At 39.7% G+C, this 16700-nt stretch carries 10 protein-coding genes and 1 pseudogene; 2 read left to right on the forward strand and 9 right to left on the reverse strand.

Annotated elements, in window-relative coordinates:
- Positions 1-27: 27 nt before the first annotated feature.
- The 6 genes and pseudogenes from hflX to DWX62_RS14645 form a co-directional block, all read right to left on the reverse strand.
- Positions 28-1284: a GTPase HflX gene (hflX, locus tag DWX62_RS14620; RefSeq protein ID WP_005824258.1), complete on the reverse strand. Its 1257-nt coding sequence runs from the start codon at positions 1282-1284 to the stop codon at positions 28-30.
- A gap of 187 nt (positions 1285-1471) precedes the next feature.
- Positions 1472-2248, reverse strand: coding sequence for a hypothetical protein (locus DWX62_RS14625; protein WP_008665763.1), 777 nt, complete (start codon positions 2246-2248; stop codon positions 1472-1474).
- Positions 2249-2279: 31 nt separating this feature from the next.
- Complete coding sequence (locus DWX62_RS14630) at positions 2280-3908, reverse strand: RagB/SusD family nutrient uptake outer membrane protein (protein ID WP_227224418.1); 1629 nt, start codon at positions 3906-3908, stop codon at positions 2280-2282.
- Between the two features lie 25 nt (positions 3909-3933).
- Positions 3934-6945: pseudogene (locus DWX62_RS14635) on the reverse strand (SusC/RagA family TonB-linked outer membrane protein); the annotation flags it as partial.
- A 665-nt stretch (positions 6946-7610) separates the two neighbouring features.
- On the reverse strand, positions 7611-7802 hold the full coding sequence (locus tag DWX62_RS14640) for a hypothetical protein (protein WP_008665776.1): 192 nt from the start codon (positions 7800-7802) through the stop codon (positions 7611-7613).
- Positions 7789-8373: a zeta toxin family protein gene (locus tag DWX62_RS14645; protein WP_034533105.1), complete on the reverse strand. Its 585-nt coding sequence runs from the start codon at positions 8371-8373 to the stop codon at positions 7789-7791. Before DWX62_RS14645 ends, DWX62_RS14640 begins: the two co-directional genes overlap by 14 nt.
- Positions 8374-8777: 404 nt before the next feature.
- Between DWX62_RS14645 and DWX62_RS14650 the strand changes: the two genes are divergently transcribed.
- The gene (locus DWX62_RS14650; protein WP_229031933.1) at positions 8778-9275 is read left to right on the forward strand and encodes an AAA family ATPase; all 498 of its coding nucleotides are present in this window, start codon (positions 8778-8780) and stop codon (positions 9273-9275) included.
- Positions 9276-9508: 233 nt separating this feature from the next.
- Here DWX62_RS14650 and DWX62_RS14655 read toward each other — a convergent pair whose 3' ends face one another.
- The 3 genes from DWX62_RS14655 to DWX62_RS14665 form a co-directional block, all read right to left on the reverse strand.
- The gene (locus tag DWX62_RS14655; RefSeq protein WP_005824584.1) at positions 9509-10969 is read right to left on the reverse strand and encodes a RagB/SusD family nutrient uptake outer membrane protein; all 1461 of its coding nucleotides are present in this window, start codon (positions 10967-10969) and stop codon (positions 9509-9511) included.
- Between the two features lie 18 nt (positions 10970-10987).
- Positions 10988-13978: a TonB-dependent receptor gene (locus DWX62_RS14660; RefSeq protein ID WP_310591531.1), complete on the reverse strand. Its 2991-nt coding sequence runs from the start codon at positions 13976-13978 to the stop codon at positions 10988-10990.
- Positions 13979-14840: 862 nt separating this feature from the next.
- Complete coding sequence (locus DWX62_RS14665; protein ID WP_061412937.1) at positions 14841-16031, reverse strand: site-specific integrase; 1191 nt, start codon at positions 16029-16031, stop codon at positions 14841-14843.
- A 453-nt stretch (positions 16032-16484) separates the two neighbouring features.
- Here DWX62_RS14665 and DWX62_RS14670 point away from each other — a divergent pair.
- The coding region (locus DWX62_RS14670) for a carboxypeptidase-like regulatory domain-containing protein (protein ID WP_133304108.1) at positions 16485-16700 on the forward strand (216 nt) is incomplete at its 3' end.

Below are 16700 nucleotides of genomic sequence, written 5' to 3' on the forward strand. Positions count from 1 at the left end.
CTCATAACTTATAACTCATAACTAAAATTAAACTTCTTCTTCGTAGGTCTGATAAAGAAAGTCATTATAGGGGTACTTCTGCACGTGCAATTCCTTCACACGCTGATAAACTACACTCTTCAGTTCCTCCATATTGATTTTTTCGCGGGCAGAAATAAAGAGGCAGTTATCCTCCATCTTAGCCATCCACGTCTTCATCAGTTCTTCGAGTGTCAAGTTTTCCTTGGTTCTGGGGGTAAGGTCGTCAGCCGCTTTCTCTATATAAGTATAAGCGTCTATCTTATTGAATACAAGAATCATGGGCTTACCGGCGGCACCGATATCTGCCAACGTCTTGTTCACAACTTCTATCTGTTCTTCAAAATCCGGATGAGAGATGTCTACGATATGCAACAGCAAGTCCGCCTCGCGTACCTCATCCAGAGTAGACTTGAAGGAGTCTACCAAATCCGTCGGCAATTTACGGATAAAGCCCACCGTATCGGATAGCAGGAACGGCAGGTTCTCAATAATCACCTTACGCACCGTAGTATCCAACGTGGCAAACAGCTTATTCTCTGCAAAGACTTCACTTTTCGAAAGCAAAGTCATCAATGTGGATTTTCCTACATTGGTATATCCCACCAATGCCACACGAATCAAGCGTCCGCGGTTCTTCCGCTGGGTAGACTTCTGCTTGTCAATCTCAGCCAAACGCTCCTTCAACAATGACATACGGTTCAAGATGATACGGCGGTCCATTTCCAGCTGCGTTTCACCCGGACCGCGAAGTCCCACGGAACCTTTACCTCCACCGGCACCGGAGCCACCACCCTGGCGTTCCAAGTGGGTCCACAAACGTTGCAGACGGGGGAGCATGTACTTATACTGCGCCAGCTCCACCTGCGTTTTTGCATTGGCAGTCTGGGCACGCATGGCAAAGATATCGAGAATCAAGGACGTACGGTCCAGTATCTTGATTTTGAGTTCAGCTTCTATATTGCGTATCTGCTTGGCGGAGAGTTCATCATCAAAAATCACCATGCCGATTTCGCGTTCGGCTTCTTCTTCATTCCGGATATACTCTTTAATTTCTTCCAGCTTGCCCTTGCCGACATAAGTCACGGAATGCGCTGCATCCAGCTTTTGGGTAAACCGCTTCACTACTTCCGCCCCGGCTGTCTCAGCCAAGAATGCAAGCTCGTCCAGGTATTCATTGGTCTTACGCTCATCCTGAGTCTTCGTGACAAGACCTACCAATACCGCTGTTTCTGCCTGCGCTTCGGAGATTACAAATTCTTTCATAGTTTCTATACCTTATTATATATACGTATTGTTGGTTCGGGCAGCAAATATAAATAATTTTGGCGGAAGCGCCTTAAAAAGGGGAATAAAATAAAAACAGATACAATAGAAAAATGGCATGTAAAATGAAGTCGAACTTCATCTTACATGCCATTTCAAATTACATGTTATCTAATTGCCAGGATAATCAGAACCCTTCCGGCATCTCCAACGTTTCCGTGAATCCCTGATACAGTACTCCCCATTTACCACCGTCAAGTATTACTAAGCCCTGCATCGGGAAAGACAACACGTTCCCTTTACGCTCCATACCTGCAGCTGCAAAATATAGCATACCATAGTCCGTCTTGTCATAACCAGTAGGTTGAGGATCCCAACCTATCAGTTCTTGATTGTCATCGCTTAACGTAAACATGATGGGATATCCTTTCGTAATGCAATCTTCCAGCTTATAGATATTAGCCTCTTTAGCCTTCAGTACAGGTTGATCCCAACCCTCGCCAAATAATTGAGATGCATAGTAGCCTGTACCTATATTGAGCCAAGTATAGTCACGCTTTATATTGACCGTCACCTTGGGTGAGCCATAAACATAGGAATCTTCCTCAGGAATGGCAATAGTATAAGATGCAGTAGTACCCACAGCTATGTCAAACGCAATCTTTACTTCTTTGAGTGCTTCACCGGCAGCAAAATCAACCGTTGTCGGCACTGTTACGTTCTCTGCATCTGTAGTCAAGTGGATAGATGCAGCCGCATCTGTTTTCTGACGGCCGATTTTGACCACAAAAAACTGTTCATCATTCGGATAATAAGTCAAATCAGTGTTATCAGCATAAATATAAGCTTGTACACCCTCGGTAGGAACCGGAGAAGGCTCCCACTCCACACCGTCTGAACAAGCCGTCATAGCCAAACCGCATACGGCCAAGCCCAAAAACAATTTATTGAATATCTTATTCATATACAAATTCTATTAAAAGTTAGTTCATTGGTTAATTGTTACCCGGTGCAAACTCCCCTATCGGAGTAGGACGTTTAGCAATAGCACCGGACGGGTCCGGATTGTTCATTCCCTGAAGGGCGGTATTTGAATCGACTTCGGTCTTAGGAATCATCAATGTCCAATTGGGCTTCACACCTTTACAGTTTATCTTGAAGATATCTTCTATAAAGTTGGTACCCTCATAATTCTGAATGACATCCGGTTTCAGACGTTTAGCCGTAGGGAATGCGATTCCCTCACCCCAGAACTCGATACGCATCTGCTTCAACACCTCAAGTTGGAAATTACGCAAATCACCCGTACTGAAATTGTAATTGCTCTGGCGGTACTGCTTCATAAAGTTATTCAACAACTGTACGCCTGCTGCCACATTCTGGCTGGCACCTACTGCTTCAGCCTCTATGAGATACATCTCTTCCACACGCATCACGGGAATATCTGCAGCCGCACCCACAGAATAAGTGTTATAGTCACCACCCACGGGGCGGAACTTCAATGACATATAATCCGGTTGTTCATCCAGCCATGCATTGCCTCTCACTGACTGGTAAGCGTAAGTACTTCTGTCCGGGTCAAGGTAAGAATATTTGCGGAAATCGGTAGCAGGAATCGCGTCATAAAGTGAACGTGCCATCTGGAGCTTAGACAAAGAAGCATATCCCCAATCCGCTTCATTGGAAATGTGACCAATGAAATTAGCAAGATTACCCATATTGGAAGCCGTGGGGTGAAGGTACCACATCCATGCAGAAGTAGCCGTATTGAAACCGGTAGTGGGATTATGCCACTGTGATTCGCTCATAGGTGTTGCTCCCGACTTATCAATAGCCTTGCGGGCATACTCGGCAGCTTTAGCAAACTGACCATCCCACATATATACTTTGGCCTTCAGACCATATACGACCGCCAAGTCAGGGAAGTTCTTACTGACAGGTGTATAAGACTCCAGACCGATCTCTGCCTTGTCAAGGTCGGCAAGAATAAAATTCACCAATTCTTCGTGCGTTGCACGCGGATTGCTCTTCGCAATGTCGTTAGTTGTCGCCTCAGTCACAATGGGCACCGTCAGCCCCAGTACCTTGCTACAATCGGTATAGATATTTTCTACCGGTTCGAAAAGTACCATCAGCGTATAATAGTCCAATGCACGGAAAGCATGGGCTATACTTCCAAGTCCACGCATTTCATCGGTAATTGTGGGATCAGTCACATCAACGGCCGCAATCACGTCATTGGCCGATTTAACGAACTTATATAGGGTGAAGTAAGGCAAATATGAATAATAGCCGGTGTCGTTCATACCATTATTGGCATTGAAGCGCCACCACCAGTCATACCCGTAATCTGTAGCCACAACATCACCCAGCAGTTCTGTCTGGGCCAACATCAATGAGGGATAAGCAAGGTCGGTCTCATGGGTTTGCTTACCGTACACCAGATAACCCTGTACCATTTGCGATGGCAAGCCATTAAGCGAAGCCTCAATTGCTGTAGCCGATGCACCAATCTGATCGGAGGTCGCTGTAGAATCTTCGGGGAAAACCTCTTCTATACAGCCGGTCAATACCGTGGCCGATACGACCATAGCCGAAAATAATTTGAATATATTCTTCTTCATAATCATTGTAATCTATATATTAGGTTTAGAACTCAAATGACACACCACCAGAGATGGTACGCATCGGTGAATAGAAAGTAGCATTGGTTGTCTCGTCGTATGACTGACGTGGGTCGAACCCTTTACGTTTAGACCAATAGAAAACATTTTCTGCCGACATATACACACGCAATGAGTTGATGGCCAACTTTCTTGTCCACTTGGAAGGCAACGTGTAGCCCACATTAATATTCTGGATATTCAAGAAGCTTGCATTTGTCAAGAAGCGCGTAGACATTGCCCCTGAATATTGGTCGTTCATCTGGAAACGCGGGATATTAGTATTTGTGTTCTCAGGAGTCCATGAGTTCAACAAATCCTTATGGTAGTTGTAACCAGCCGTACCATAAGGTGACGACATGAAGTAAGCATACGTACCATCATACTGCTTACCACCAATCTGGTAAGTGAAGTTTATGCCAAAGTCCACGCCATAGACTTTCAGTTTGGTACCGAAACCACCATACACTTTAGGTATTGAGCTTTCCTCTGTGATGTAATAGTCAGCCTGAGCATGATTCGTAGTCGTTTCACGTCCGGTGATATTGCCGGCCTCGTCCTTGACATTCTTATAGAACAAAGACTCACCCTTTTCATTCACTCCGGCATACTCCTTCAAGCGCCATGTAAACATAGACAAATCTTCACCAATGAAGAAGCTTCCGTTAGAATAGCCCTTATATCCTTTTCCATCAGCTGTATACTCAGTAGTAATCAACTTATCAGGATCAAGCATCGTAATACGGTTCTTCAAGGTTGAAATGTTCACATTCACATCCCACGTAAAGTTACGTGTATCGAAGATATTCACATTGAAGTCCATTTCCACACCACTATTGACCATGTTACCAACGTTGTCCATATAGGAAGCATAACCCAATGATGGAGCCACGGTAAATGAGAACAACATATCCGAAGTCTTACGTCTGTAGTACTCGATGCTACCGGTTACACGGTTCCACAACTGGAACTCTGCACCGATATTGAAGTTAGTGTTGGTTTCCCAAGTGATGTCTTTAGTGCCCTTAGATTTAAATGAAGTACCAAGGCTGTTGTTAGAGTTGATAATGTTAAATCTATCCGTATAGAGGAAGTCACCGATATTGTCATTACCTTGTGAACCAATAGAAGCCTTCAGCTTCAGTTCCTGCACCCATGAAGCATCAAACCAGCTTTCTTTGTTGATAAGCCACGCACCGCCTACCGACCAGAATGTACCCCAGCGATGGTCCGGATGGAAACGGCTGGAAGCATCACGACGCAAAGAAGCCGAGCCGAAGATGCGTTCGTCATAATTGTATTGCAAACGGCCGAAGAAACCTTCATTGTTACGACGCTCTTTATAGGAAGAAGCACCTTGTCCGTCGATAATGGCACCATCCAATTCCTTATTGCCTTGAGAGAACATCTGCGACTTGCTGGCCCCAAGTTCATAGTAGCGATAATCATAATATTCGTGACCTAAAAGAATATCGAAGTTATTGTCGCCAAACGAACGGGCATAAGAAACAAGTTGTTGCAGGTTGTAATCGTAAGTACGTGTATGATACTTACTCACTGTACCGCCAGTGGAGTCGAACTGCCCGTAGTAAGGATTGTAAACGTAACTATGACGTGTCTCATCCAAGTTGAAAGCACCATTGAATGTCACCTTTAGGCCTTCTATAGGAGTTATATCTACAAAGGCGTTGCCGTTAATGGCATTTCCTTCAGAGTTTCTGGTATTTAGTTTATTGTCTAGAATAGGGTTGGCATCAGCAATGAAAGGACGCTGCATACCTGCATTGATACCACTACCGTAGTCCATCATTCCAATACCATTATTATCCACCATGATGCTGCCGTCAGCATTGCGCACGTAGGCGGGATAGATGGGAGCCATTTGGGTAACAAACGCCCATATATTACCGGTAGACGAACTGGTACCATTGTTACTCAACGAGTTAGAATCAAAACGTGCATATCCCATATTACCACCAATCTTCAACCACTTCTTTGCCTGATAGTCGGCTTTCAAACGGCCTGTCAAACGTTTCAGGTCAGAGCCTTCAGTGATACCCTCATTTCCAAGATAACCTAAAGAAACATAGAAAGAGGACTTTTCATTGGCTGCGCTCACCGAGAAGTTGTATTCCTGACGCAGACCGGTACGCATTCCCACATCTTCCCAATCATCCGGAGTCAGCAGATAGTCACGTCCTTTATAATTCACAACTCTACCCAATGTGGCGTTGGGATTAAGTTTACCGTTCTGACCGATGAGGAATTGCCCATCGGGAACTGTATATACATTGTATCCCAATCCACCGTTGGAGCCAAACAGATTCTTGTTTGCCTCAAGCCATGCAGCTTGGTCATTCATTCCCGTTGACTTATAATAATTGTTCATGGCACGATAATGCATCTCGTAGTACATGCCAGGATTGTCAATCACTTCATATTTCTGCAACGCTCGAGTGTTAGCACCCCACTTAGCATCAAAAGTCACCTTAGCCTCTCCCGACATATTGGCCCTTTTGGTAGTGATGATAATTACACCATTAGCACCACGAGCACCGTAAAGAGCATTGGAAGCCGCATCCTTCAATACTGTCATTGACTCAACGTCGTTAGGATTGATATTATTAATATCACCGCTATAAGGAGCGCCGTCCACAATAATCAGAGGGTCATTCTTTGCATTGATTGAGCTAAAACCACGAATCTTGATGGATGACTTTGAACCCGGAGCACCGTCATTGGAAGTCAGTGTCACACCCGGCACAGCACCTGCCAAGGCATCAGTAACATTCGTCACTTGCGACTGCTCCAGCTTTTCGGTACCAACCACCTTAGCCGAACCCGTAAATGCAGACTTCTTTGCTGTACCGAAAGCAACCACCATTACCTCATCAAGCATCTCAGTATCAGACTTCATCACCACTTTTAAGCTGGGTTTTATTGCCACTTCTTGGGTCTGCATACCAATATAAGAAATTACCAGAGTTTTCGCGGAACTACAATATGTCTATATTGTTGATAATAAGCAATACAAAATAAACAAAAAGAGCTCCTGAAATAAAGTATTCCTCTAGAGAAGATACTCTATACATATCCACTGTAAATGACAATCTACTTATATGATACTATTTGTAATGGTAATATCCTGATTTGAAGGTGTTTAATTCTGTACTGATGTGCTATAATCATAACGTTAGGATCTTTTTTCTCAAAAACTAGAAGGGCTTTGTCAATATCTATCATTTAGTTGCTTTTTGTCAATTATTTACTCGTGTTGTTTATTCCATCTATGAGAATGTAAACCCTTATGTAAAATACTATTGAATTTATAATGGTTACATAAATACTATCCTACCTATTTATCCATTTTATGCATAGAACACCATGTAATTGTCTCTATCTTATAAATGGAGATTATTCCAAATACAAAGTAATTGGAGTAAAGAATTCTATAGCTATGAAAAACTACTGTTTGGAGCATGTCAAAAACGTAATGAGGAAGTCTTCTTGTAAGAGAATATAGTCTACATAGAATAACGAAGACTGAGTGGATATATTTTTTATTATAATTCAGGGGAATAAAGAATGTACTTTTGTAATCCGCACTGGCTCTCGTGTCGTGCAGACAATTCAGGTTTGCTGTTTATTGAAGAGAGGATATTTCTATCGTTTCAGCTCTTCTCCATAAAGTCTACGCAGTATGATACGTGCCGGTACACTTTTAATCTCTCCATTGGGCAAGCCTTGTATAATGCATTCATTGCGCAATGCTTTTTCTTCAAGCATACGACGTTCGGCTAATGCCAAACCGAAATGTAACTTTTCGCTTAGTTCTTTTCGTTCATTCTCTGACATAACTTTGTATTTTATTAAATCGTTCAATGTGATGTATATGCATTTCCATTCCTCGTCCACCTTCAGCAACAATTATACGGGGTGTTTCGCTATTATCTGCCAATAGCCAATAGTCCACACAAGGCATATAAATATTGAAAAAGTTATCAATGCCTGCTTGATAACGCCGGAGCACAACCTCTTTGGGAATGTCGTGTCCACCATTACGTACACGTTGGGCTACACGCTGAATAGCCAAGTCGGGCGAACTCAGCCAGAAATATATTAAATTGACTTTATATCCTTGTTCTTGTGCACGATGGACAAGGCGAGTGTAAGATCTTGTGGCAAGTGTGGTTTCTATAGAAAAGTTTTGTTGATTTTTCAGCAATTCATTGATTCTTTGCAACATCAACCGTCCGGCTTCAATGGCCATACTTTCGGGATTAAAAGGAGATAATCCACGAGCTATTTCATCCGCATTGACAAACTCCTTGCATTCCAGAACATCCGGCAACACAGTATAAGATGCCGTAGTCTTACCAGCACCATTACAACCACTAATGATGTAGAGTTGTTTTTTAGAATCCATATTCATGCATTTATCTAATTGCAAACATACAATATTTTTATAAGATTATGGATAATTGATAGTTATTGTTTTTTAAAAGTTGATTGTTGTTGCGAGAGTCTAGAATAAAAAATGAGGTTGTGCAGTTCACATTTTGACAACCTCTATCAAAAACACTTTATTTTCCAAACAACTCCGGTGGAATTATTCCCTTCCAAGGTTTAACTCATCGTTGTAATCTGTTTCATTCAGATGCTGTTCATAATTTAATTTGCAATTCCATATAAAAAATAGGTTCCTTTGTTACAAAACTTTCTATTGGCTATCGAAAGTTTCTCTATTTATATCATATTTTTTTGTATATTAGCAATATATATAAAGAGAGGAAGATTGTGTGGATAAAAGTCTATTACGCTAAGTTATTTATGAGCAGAGAAACGAGCAAGGTGTTTGTTGCCGGCAGTAATGCCAATCTACTTAGTAAAGAGTTGGGCACTTTTCTTACTGGCAGATATGTCACTATGGAACTTTATCCTTTTTCTTTCCATGAATTCCTGAAACTAGAGCAAGTAGCAATAAAACAAGATACATTTTATGCTGCAGAAGGCAAGGTGCTACTCCTTAGTGAAATACAAAAATACCTAGGAATAGGAAACTTTCCTCAATACATTCAGTCAGATAATGATAACTACTTGCTTTCACTCTATACCGACATCATTTATAAGGATGTAGTGGTGCGAAACAAGATAAGCAATGAAAGGCAGCTTGGAGAGATGATGTATTATTTGGCAAGTAACGCTACTCATCGCTTTGCGTACAATTCTGTAACTAAGGCTGTCGATGTTAAAAGTCCGGACACGATAAAATCATATATAGGATTTGTGGAAGATACTTACTTGGTACGACAACTATCAATTATCTAAAGGCATAATTATTACTTTGGAAGACGAGGAAGAAATAACCGTTAATCCCCGGCAGCAGATTTCTATACGTCCTATTTGGAAATGATTGTTGCAGAAATAAAGTGGAAAAGATAGAATAACAAAAGCCGCTTACTTCACAGTGAACGGCTTTTAAAACACTTTATTTAGAAAACACCCTATCAAATAGAGATGTTTTGAAAGTTCAGAAATCAGATATACTCCTTCTTACAGACTTATTTATAAGCAGGATTCTGATCATTATTTGTCAGTTCTCCATTAGCATCAATCTCTGCTTGCGGAATAGGTAATTCAAATCTATCAGAACCAGCAGGAAGGTCTAATTGACTGGTCCACAAATCGTGTCCGTCAACTCCAGTTCTTGTCAATGCTAAACCTCTACGTTTCATGTCGAATAGGCGATGTCCCTCTGCAAATAATTCACGCCTTCTTTCTTGTTGTATCTCATCTGCTAAACCGGCATCCGTTCCACTATATTTATCCAATCCACGAGCTATCCGAACAACATTTAATGCTTCTTTAGCCACATCATAATGCTGTTTGTCAGCAGCTAATTCAGCAATAATAAGATACATCTCAGAACCACGCAGCATATTGAAAGAGCCTTGTCCCATTTCATTATTACGACTATGAATCTTTGTTGTCAAGTATCCTGTTTCACTGATATAATCGTTTATTTCAGAATCTTTCGGGAACTGAGTTTTGCGTATATCTTTATCTTCCATTAGATTAATCAAAGCCTTTGAAACTCGTAATGAGCTATAACCAATAACAGCATCTTCATAATCATCTCCACACAAATACCAGAAAGAGGGTAATGAAAGATAGAATTGATTATCATCAGTTGGACATTCGAAAGCCCAAAGTGTTTCTGAGTTAACTTCACAGAAATCAGCTGTGTAAACTGCCGTATTCATCAAATTAACACCTTTCAATGCAGCATTGGCATGTTTGATACCATTTGTTTCATCACCTAAATCCAAATACAAACGTGCAAGAATTCCATGAGCAGCATTCGCACCGATATATGCCTTGGATGAAGAAGAATGTTGGTCCAACAATCCACATGCTTTTTCCATGTCAACGACAAGCTGATTATAAACATCTTTTACTGTAGCACGAGGAAGGTCTTCTGTTCCAGAAGAAATACGTAAAATTATGCTCGGATTATCCGGGTACTTGTTTACAGGTTTGGCATACATTCTTACTAAGAAATGATAAGTATAAGCTCTTAGAGATAGCGCTTCACCTTCAATTCTGTTACGCTCTGCACTTTCTGCCAGGTTTCCGATATTATCCAAAATGGCATTCGTATTATCTATGATACTGTAACATCCCTTCCACGGGTCATCAGTATAGGTACTTCCTGGAGAAACTGTATATTGATAAGGAGACACAAAACGTCCATAATTGTAGTTGGGGTCAGGTGTCACCAATGCGTCATCTCCCATAATGTCAGGCAAGAAGAAAATATATTGGTTGGTCATATGAGCCAACCAGCCATTGGTCAACCAGTCATAAGCACCGGTCAACACTTGCTGCGCACCGTCTATCGTAGTAAAGGTGTTAGAATCGGACATTTGGTCCGAAGAAGTAGTATCCAAAAAATCATCACCGCAATTTGCCAAGCTAAGACCTATTGCAAGTGCTATTATAGTTTGCTTTATTCTATTCATCGTAATCTCAATTTTAAATTAGAAACCAACATTTATACCAAATAAGATTGTACGAGGCAATGGAACCGTACCTGCACCGTCCAATACTCCGGTTACACCTCCCAATTCCACATCGTAACCTTTGAAACTACCATCCAAGTTCCATACACAGATATTCTCCAGACTTCCAAAGAAACGTACTGTCTCCAACTGTATCTTCTGTGTCCATTTTTTTGGTAGAGTATAACCTAAGTTGATATTTTTAAATTTAATGAAATCTGCATCGTGCAAATAGCGGCTTGATGTAGAATGAGAACTTGAAGTGTTATTGGGCAAGAATGCAGGATTCGGAGCGTTTGGATTCTCTTTTGTCCAATAATTCGCTTGATCTTTGATGGCTTGATAACCGTTGTTGTTACCATCATTCAGCAAATTGGCTTCGTACGCATCATATATCTTTCCTCCAAAACTATAAGTAAAGAGGAATGAAAGGTCTAATCCTTTAAATGTAAATGTATTATTCAAACCTCCAAATACATTGGGAAGTGCAGAACCAAGTTTGTATTTGTCTGCAGTAGAGTAAGTTGAAGTGGTAGTTCTTTCACCTGTCGGATTACCTTTATCATCTTTTACGTCTTTATACCAAAGTGGAGCACCGGTTTCTTTATCTACTCCGGCCCATTCTTGCATGTAAAATTCATAAAGGCTGTAGCCTACCGTACGAACTTTTGTACCAACAACTTCCTGTTCTTCGGGATAAGAAGTGATTTCATTCTTGTTAAAAGAGATATTGAAGTCGGTTCCCCAATTAAAGTCTCCGGCTTGAATATTCAGGGAATGCAAATCTACTTCTATACCAGAGTTGCGCATACCACCCAAATTAGACATAATTATGTCCAACCCCGTAGAACCGGCTAAAGGTTTTTCCAATAACAGTTCATCAGAGTTTTTGATATAATAGTCAATGGATCCATGTAGGCGACTGTTAAGTACTGCAAAATCTAACCCCACATTGAAGTTTTTGGATTTTTCCCATGACAAATCAGGATTTGCTAATTGAGAATGTCTGAAGCCAGACTCTCCGTTATAATTGGCTCCACCTTCATAGAAGGCTTGATAACCATATAAGTAATCAGATGTTTTGTTACCTGAAGTACCATAGCTGGCACGCAGTTTCAAGTCATCGAGCCAAGTAATATCTTTCATGAAGTTTTCTTCGCTGATACGCCAATTTAATCCGACACTCCAAAATGTACCATAACGATGTCCCGGTGCAAAACGTGAAGAACCATCGGAGCGGATACTGAATGAGGCAAAATATTTATTCTGATAATCATAATTTAATCGACCAAAATAAGAAAGCATGCGCTCTTTATCTGTTACAGAACCTACTTCTTGCGGAGTAGCAGCTACATTCAGCTCTGTCAAACCACCAATCGGAAATTTTGTTCCTTGTGCATAAGTGCGCTTGTACTCTTTATTATAGATTTCATAACCAGCCAATACCGAGAAGTGATGGTCTTCCTTTATGTTGAAATTATAATTTAATGTACTGGTCAATCCAAAAGTGTTGTTCCAAATGGCATATTTGTACAAGCGTCCTTGTGCAGCTTTACCATTACCATGTTCCGCATTATACCATTGCGTTTCATCCAAATTGATATAATCATATGAAAGACTTGTTTTCCAATGAACTCCATAAAAGTTGAAATCCACGTAGGGATTTACCAAAACACGGTATGTGTTAGTTGCATATTTGTCAGTTTGTGCAAATGATATAACATTCATATCCTGAAATATGGGATTCTTGAAGTTATAAAGAGGTTTGCCATTTTCATCATATTGCATTTGGAAATTTTCATCCAAATCATATACAGGAACAGCATTGGGTAGGAAAATACCATTAGTCAAAGGACTAGCACCGCCACCTCCACCTACAGGAGTGTTTTGTTTTGCCAAAGAGAAAGTGGAATTGATACCCATACTGAACCAAGGTTTAATTTCCGTTGAGACATTTGTACGACCTGAATATCGTTCAAAATCCGAACCAATCACAATACCCTCTTGATTCATATATCCCATAGAAATGAAGTATTTTGATTTCTCGTTTCCTCCATTTACACTGATATCGTATTCTTGTGACATCCCGGTTCTGAAGACTTCATCCAACCAATCGGTATCAATCATCAATTGAGCACCAGATGTCAAGTCGCCAGAAGCATCCAGAGGGTTAGCAACATTATATGGATTTCGCCCATACATGCTTTGTGTGGATTTGTTGGCTGCAGCGGAAGCTTCTTCTGAGGACATGCCTTTAGCAATATTATTATTATAGAAGCCTCCATAATACAGAGCATAATGTTCGGAGGCATTCATCAAATCATAACCACCAGAAGGGAGTTTGGAAGATGACATTTGAGCTTTAAAACTAACCTTGGCTTGTCCTTTTTTACCCTGCTTCGTTGTGATCAGAATAACACCATTGGCCGCACGTGATCCGTACAAAGAAGCAGCAGAAGCATCTTTTAAGATGGTAATAGACTCAATATCATTCGGATTTAAGTTTGAAAGTGGATTTGCACTTGTTCCATATTTACTGGTATTTGCAACTTCACTTAAGTTTGCAGCTTCAATAGCAACTCCATCTATAACATAAAGTGGGGTACTTGAGGCAGACATAGACCCGATACCACGAATACGTACCTGTGTAGACGAACCCGGTTGACCGGAGACACTTGCGATCTGCAGTCCAGGCGACAATCCTTGTAATGCTTTCTCAAATGAAGTAACTGGAAGCTTTTCCATATCACTGGATTTGATAGTAGCAACAGAACCTGTTAGTGAGTTCTTCTTTGCAGTACCATAAGCTATGACTGTTACTTCATCAAGAATTTCACTGTCGGACTTTAAGATGACTCTTAAAGAAGGTGCGACAGCCACCTCTTGCGTTTGCATACCAACATACGAAATTAGCAGAGTTTTCGCGGAACTACAATGTGTATAATATATTGATAATAAAGAATATACAATAAAAGTTTTCGCGGAACTACAACACTCTTATTTTATTAATAATCAAGCGATTATACCATGTAATAGAAATCACTATAGCGAAATTTCCTTTCTCACAAGGTGTATGTATAGGGGTACAATGTATAAAACCTTACTGCTGTGATACTATTTGTTGGATTAATGACTTGGTTATCATATGTATATCATAAAGTTAATACGTTGCTTAAAGATTTTAAATGATTCTTCCTCTTATATGAAGAATATCTTTTGTCAACATCTATCATCCTAGCTGCTTTCAATGAAGCATTTACTCTACATTGTCATTTTATTAGCGAAAGTACTAAAGTCTATGTAAAAGAATATTTCAATAGCTTCAAAAAACAGTAAACTCAAAACTTTGTGATTAGCTAAACAATCAAGACAACTGTTGTTTCTTCATAACAGTTTTCATCATTTTTGCTTCCACACTTCCACCCGCTCCTTGTATCCCTCTATTCATCGGCATTACAGACGCTGTGGAAGCAATGCAAAAGTGTGGAAGCAAAATTTGCTTCCACACCTCCAATCAGTCTTAAATATTGATAACACACCAATGTCAATCTTCTATTTACACTATACTATACTTAATTGATTCTCAGCAATTTCTCACTGCAAAACTTTGCAAACCTATTGCAGCGATACTGCAAAGCTGTTGCAGTGATACTGCAAACTAATATGCAGTGCGGCTGCAAGCAATATGCAGTGATACTGCAAACAATTTGCAGTAGTACTGCAAAACGTATGCAGTGAGTTTGCAGCGAGCAGGCTGAAACTGAATAGTGAGTGAACAGACTTTAAAGGAGAAGTATATGACTAACGATATGAAAGTGTAGTATTGGCTATGCTAAGTTCGTGTTTTTTTAGGCAAAGGCATGAGTGCATGGTTCTTTTCTAAATCATGCACTATAGTCATATCCATTACATTTGTATACACTTGTGTGGTTTTAACACTTTTATGCCCCAATAATTTTTGCACCGTTGTAATGTTTACTCCATTATAAATCAATAGTGTTGCATTAGTATGGCGAGCAGTGTGAAATGAAATTTTTTTTGATAAACCAGCTAGGCGGGAAATCACAATTAAATCCTTGTTCACATTAGAGTTATCCCTTAAATGAAAGAAGCTTTGTAAGTCATCCCGATATTTGTCCAGAATAACAAGCCCTTTTCCTTCGAATAAGAGATAAAGAGGTAATCTGACTTCTGTACTCGTCTTTATGGATTTATAAATTAGCCAGGTTTCTTGACGAATCTTCACGATGTTATCGGGTGATAAACTGATAAAATCAGAATATCTCATTCCTGCATAGCAACAAAACAAGAATGCATCTAAAGTCTTTTGCAATTTAGTATATCTGCCAGCCAAGTTTAATTTCTCCAACTTCTCCAACTCTTCAGGAGATAAGTGCGTATGCTTGTTTTCTATAGTTTTAATTTTGTACTTTCGAAAAGCGTATTTTTGTATCTCCATATAATCCTTGTTGATGGCGACATTTATATGTCGCTTCAGATGCTTCATATGTTTGGCTATCGTATTTGTGTGATAACCTCTTGATTGCAAGAAATATTCAAAGGAGGATATGAATTCGAATGTTAAATCAGAAAAGGTTACATCCTTTTTGAACTGTTGTAATAATGAAAGAGTGGAGAGATGATTTCGTTTTGTACTTTCTTTTAGAGTAGAGTTTGCTATCTCTTGCCTAAAAAAAGGAATAAAAGAGGTTTTGTTTTCGCTTGTGCTCAAAACATCCTTTAGTAACTCTAATGAAATACGCCTTCCTTGCTGCCACAATTCCAACTCTTTTTTTTCTATCATAGCCATGAACTCATATATCAATCTATTCAGCGCATCTGCATTAGGATGATTCTTCACAATAAGCTTTTTATTGTCCCACTGTTCTGGCTTTAAATAAACTTTGGTTGAAAAATACTTTTTCTTTCTGTCCAAATAGGCTTCTACTTGCACTAATGCCATTCCTTTTTTATTCAGGCTCCTTTTTCTGTTGTACACTAGATTGTAAATAATTTTACTCATTTTACTTGATTTTAATTAATACCAATAACAAATAAGACGATATTCTGTGCTCGATGGGATTAGAATAAGAATTAATATCTTTAAAAAGTGTCTTTTTGTGTTTAGCTATTAATCGGTATTTAGCCTCCGGGAACTCTCAATTTGTTTCAAAATCAGGTCTGTTCTCTGTTTTAGCGGCTTATTTATTAACCATTTTGTTTTAAAATATGTGTATTTCTTGGAAAAATCATCCTAAAAGAGGGAATCATAGTGATAGTAAACATAAGCCAGTTTAGGTTTTTTAAGTGTGAAAAATCTGTTATTAAGCATAAAGCAGTATGTTTAATTAACAAATTGATAGATTTACAAGGTTTTTTCAATAAAATAGTTGTTCGTTTCAGTTTTATTAATATATTTGCACTTTGTTAGAGTAAAGAAACAATTAATGTAAAGTTAAACTTTAAGAGAGAATTTATGAAAAGAAAATTAATGCTGTTATTGGCCTGTCTTTTTGTCGGAATAGGCCTAGTAACTGCCCAAACCCAGAAGGTTACAGGTGTTGTAATTTCTGAAGAAGACGGGCAGCCAGTTATTGGAGCCTCTGTATTGGTAAAAGGTACACAAATTGGTGCTATTACCGGTGTAGATGGTGATTTTACATTACCAAACGTACCAAGTTCCGCGAAAACT

Source organism: Bacteroides sp. AF20-13LB (assembly GCF_003603065.1).
Taxonomy (GTDB): Bacteria; Bacteroidota; Bacteroidia; order Bacteroidales; family Bacteroidaceae; genus Bacteroides; species Bacteroides uniformis.

Excerpts from the sequence above, each read along its gene's own strand:
- DWX62_RS14625 (WP_008665763.1), bottom strand. The coding sequence starts at position 2,248 with ATGAATAAGATATTCAATAAATTGTTTTTGGGCTTGGCCGTATGCGGT.
- DWX62_RS14640 (WP_008665776.1), bottom strand. The coding sequence starts at position 7,802 with ATGTCAGAGAATGAACGAAAAGAACTAAGCGAAAAGTTACATTTCGGT.
- hflX (WP_005824258.1), bottom strand. The coding sequence starts at position 1,284 with ATGAAAGAATTTGTAATCTCCGAAGCGCAGGCAGAAACAGCGGTATTG.
- DWX62_RS14645 (WP_034533105.1), bottom strand. The coding sequence starts at position 8,373 with ATGGATTCTAAAAAACAACTCTACATCATTAGTGGTTGTAATGGTGCT.
- DWX62_RS14655 (WP_005824584.1), bottom strand. The coding sequence starts at position 10,969 with ATGAATAGAATAAAGCAAACTATAATAGCACTTGCAATAGGTCTTAGC.
- DWX62_RS14630 (WP_227224418.1), bottom strand. The coding sequence starts at position 3,908 with ATGAAGAAGAATATATTCAAATTATTTTCGGCTATGGTCGTATCGGCC.
- DWX62_RS14650 (WP_229031933.1), top strand. The coding sequence starts at position 8,778 with ATGAGCAGAGAAACGAGCAAGGTGTTTGTTGCCGGCAGTAATGCCAAT.
- DWX62_RS14665 (WP_061412937.1), bottom strand. The coding sequence starts at position 16,031 with ATGAGTAAAATTATTTACAATCTAGTGTACAACAGAAAAAGGAGCCTG.